This window comes from Jatrophihabitans sp. (assembly GCF_036388195.1).
GTDB lineage: Bacteria > Actinomycetota > Actinomycetes > Mycobacteriales > Jatrophihabitantaceae > Jatrophihabitans_A.
The window spans coordinates 1-2,755 of the sequence record NZ_DASVSG010000149.1; the positions used below are offsets into that span (position 1 = coordinate 1).

General features: G+C 70.2%; 3 protein-coding genes and 1 pseudogene. 1 reads left to right on the forward strand and 3 read right to left on the reverse strand.

Annotated features, from left to right (window positions below):
- A pseudogene (locus tag VF612_RS15085) lies at positions 1-315 on the reverse strand (hypothetical protein); the annotation flags it as partial.
- Between the two features lie 246 nt (positions 316-561).
- On the opposite strand from VF612_RS15085, the gene VF612_RS15090 reads away from it, so the two are divergent.
- Positions 562-957, forward strand: a complete 396-nt coding sequence (locus VF612_RS15090; RefSeq protein ID WP_408660674.1) for a VOC family protein — start codon at positions 562-564, stop codon at positions 955-957.
- 142 nt (positions 958-1,099) lie between these two features.
- On the opposite strand, the gene VF612_RS15095 is transcribed toward VF612_RS15090, so the two are convergent.
- A complete protein-coding gene (locus VF612_RS15095) occupies positions 1,100-2,227 on the reverse strand; it encodes a cytochrome P450 (protein WP_408660675.1) in 1,128 nt (375 codons plus the stop codon).
- Positions 2,224-2,755: glycosyltransferase (locus tag VF612_RS15100; RefSeq protein WP_408660676.1), on the reverse strand; the 532-nt coding region annotated here is incomplete at its 5' end. The genes VF612_RS15095 and VF612_RS15100, both read right to left, overlap by 4 nt.

Genomic DNA, 2,755 nt, shown 5'->3' on the forward strand with positions numbered 1-2,755 from the left:
GCCGAGCAGGCCGAGCATGAACAGCCAGTTCACCCAGGTGTCGCCGGCCATCGAGTGGAACGTCGAGCTCAACGGGCCGACCTCCACCGAGGACAGGAATCCCTTGGTGGGCGAGCCGCCGTTGATCCAGGCCTTGGCCGCCGGCGTGGAGTAGTGCAGGCCGAAGGTCTTGTCCAGGAACGCCCACAGGAAGACCAAGCCGGTCATGATCCGGAGCACGGCCAGCGCCTTGGCAGCGGTCGAAGTGACGACCGCGCCAGGAATCACCAGGTCCTCGGGTGGGTAGGAAACACTGAATCTGTCCTGCATGGTCATGATGACCGCTTCCCTTCTGATTCTTGTCGCTACGCCCTTCACTCTGCTTGTCGCGTCGGCCGATCGCACGAGGCCGAAGGCCCCACCCGGCAGGACTTAAGTCAGTACCAGCGGCACCATGGGAGCCATCGCCGGAATCGCCGCAATCGCTGCCTTCCTCGCCGCGGCGGTCTTGTCGCGGCGATTGCCCCAGGTCTAGCGTGCGCACCAGCGCGGCACACCGGGGACGCGCAATCGGGAGGAATTATGCTTAACTCCGCCACAATCACCGCCAACATCCCAGCCGCCGACTTGACCCGGGCCCGCGATTTCTATTCCGCCAAGCTGGGGCTCACGCCATCTTTCGAGATGGACGGCGTCTTCCTGCTCTACAAGACCGACGGCGGCTCGGCATTCAGCGTCTACCAAACTGAATACGCCGGGCAGTCCGGGCACACCATTGCCCAGTGGCATGTCGATGACGTGGCCACCGAGGTCCGCGAGCTGAGGGCCAACGGCGTCACCTTCGAGCGCTACGACATGCCGGGCGTCTCCTGGGACGACGATGTCGCTTCCATGGAAGGAGTGGGCAAGGCCGCCTGGTTAAGGACAGCGAGGGGAACATCCTCTGCGTGGACGACGGCTTTCCGGGTGCCTGAGTAAAGGCTGGCCGAGCTGGAGGTGCTCAGCGCCGCCCGGATCGCCGACCTGCTGGCGCCCGGGCAGGTATTGCTGCGGTTGGCAGTGGCGGGATTCGGGGTCGCCCTGCCACCACCGGCAAACCCTGACCGTCGGGGCGATCCGGCTAGACCGGCGGCTGCTCCCGGCGCAGGATCAGTGGGCCTGCGGGCGCCAGCGTGATGCCCGCCCGGGGTCGCGGATCGGCTGTCACCACGCTGAGCCGGCTGCCTTCGAAGGCGTCCAGCACGGTGTCGAGGACCAGCCGGGCGTACGAGCTGCCCAGGCAGGTCCGCTCGCCGGCCGCGAAGGGCAGGAAACCCCAGGCAGGCAACGGAGCCAGGAACCGCTCCGGCCGGAACTCCTGCGGCTCCGGCCACAGGTCCCCGTCCCGATGGGTCAGGTACGGGCTGTAGAGCACCAGGGTGCCTCGCGGAATGGCGATACCTGCGAATGCCGTGTCCCGCGCCGCCCGGCGGCTGCCCAGCCAGCCGGCTGGGTACAACCGGAGAACCTCGTTGACCGCCAGCTCGCGCTGCCCGGCGCCGAACAGGGCCGGCTGGCGGCTGATGTGATAGAGCAGCCAGGCCATGGTGTGCGCGGTGGTGTCATAACCGGCGCTGAGCGCGACCCGCACCTCGTCCAGGCCACCGGGAAGGTCTCGGAACGCCGCGGCCAGGCAATCCTCCGGCGCCGCGGGCAGCGCCTGCGCCAGCGCCCGGTTCATCCGCCGGAACAGGGCGGGCCGGCGTACCAGCGGCCCGGGCAGCGGCCTGTCCAGCGGTCGAAGGAAGGCCGCCAGCACCGGCGTCGGCAGCGCGCCCCCGAAGAAGGTGGCCGACAGGATCGCCCGGGTGATCGACGCCGACCAGGTGACCGCGTCGAACTCGCCGCTGGGCAGGCCCCGGGTCACCGCCTCGAGGATGCGAGGCCGCAGGGCCGAGACGGAGCGCCGGGCAAAGGACGGGTTCAGCTCGGCGCGGCGGCGCCGGTGATCCGGTGACTCGGTCTGGACCACTCCGGCGGCCAGGTGCGGCGACAGCCCGCTCATGCTCCCCCGGCTGCGGAACAGGTCCAGGTCACCGAGGACGAACCGGTTCCAGTCCGGGGAGTAACCGACGATCGTGTTTCGCCATAGCCGCAAACCGAAGACCGGGCCCAGGGTGGCGCCCTCCTCCAGGAGCGACAGCGGCTGCCGTCCCCACCGTCCGAGATGGCCGACCAGCGGTTGCGAGCGAGGCGCGGGAAGTGTCACGGGTAGCTGCGGCCCTTCCACTGCTGCCGCGGCCGCATCGCCTGCCTGGCCACCGGGACGAACGCCACCGGGCAGAGCGGCGTGAGAATCGCCTGCCAGGCAGCAGCGGGATGGCACTTCAGCGCCACCAGCAGCCGTTCGGCCAGCCCCAGCCCGAGCGGCAGCAGCCAGCGCCGGCGGCCGATCGCCCCGAGCGCCGGCAGCGTGTACGCCGCCAGGTGCCAGCCGGTGGCCGCAACCAGCCGCAGCTTGGATCCGCCGGTCACACCGAGCAATCCCCTGCCCAGCCCGGTGACGGCTTCGCGGTAGCCGGCGTACATCCGGGTCCGCGCCAGGTCACCGCCCAGCGCGAGCCCGAGCCGCAACCCCGCGCGCCGGATCTGCCGGGCGATCGCCACGTCCTCCACGATCTCCGAACGCACCGCGGCGAAGCCGTCGATCTCCGCCAGGGCCCGGCGGTTGAGCGCCAGCAGCGATCCATTGGCGGTGGCAGCCGCGGGCACGTCCACCGACAGCAGGCCGAAGGGC

What these genes read in the sequence shown, in the direction of transcription:
- VF612_RS15090 (WP_408660674.1), top strand. Translation starts at nt 562, where the DNA reads ATGCTTAACTCCGCCACAATCACCGCCAACATCCCAGCCGCCGACTTG.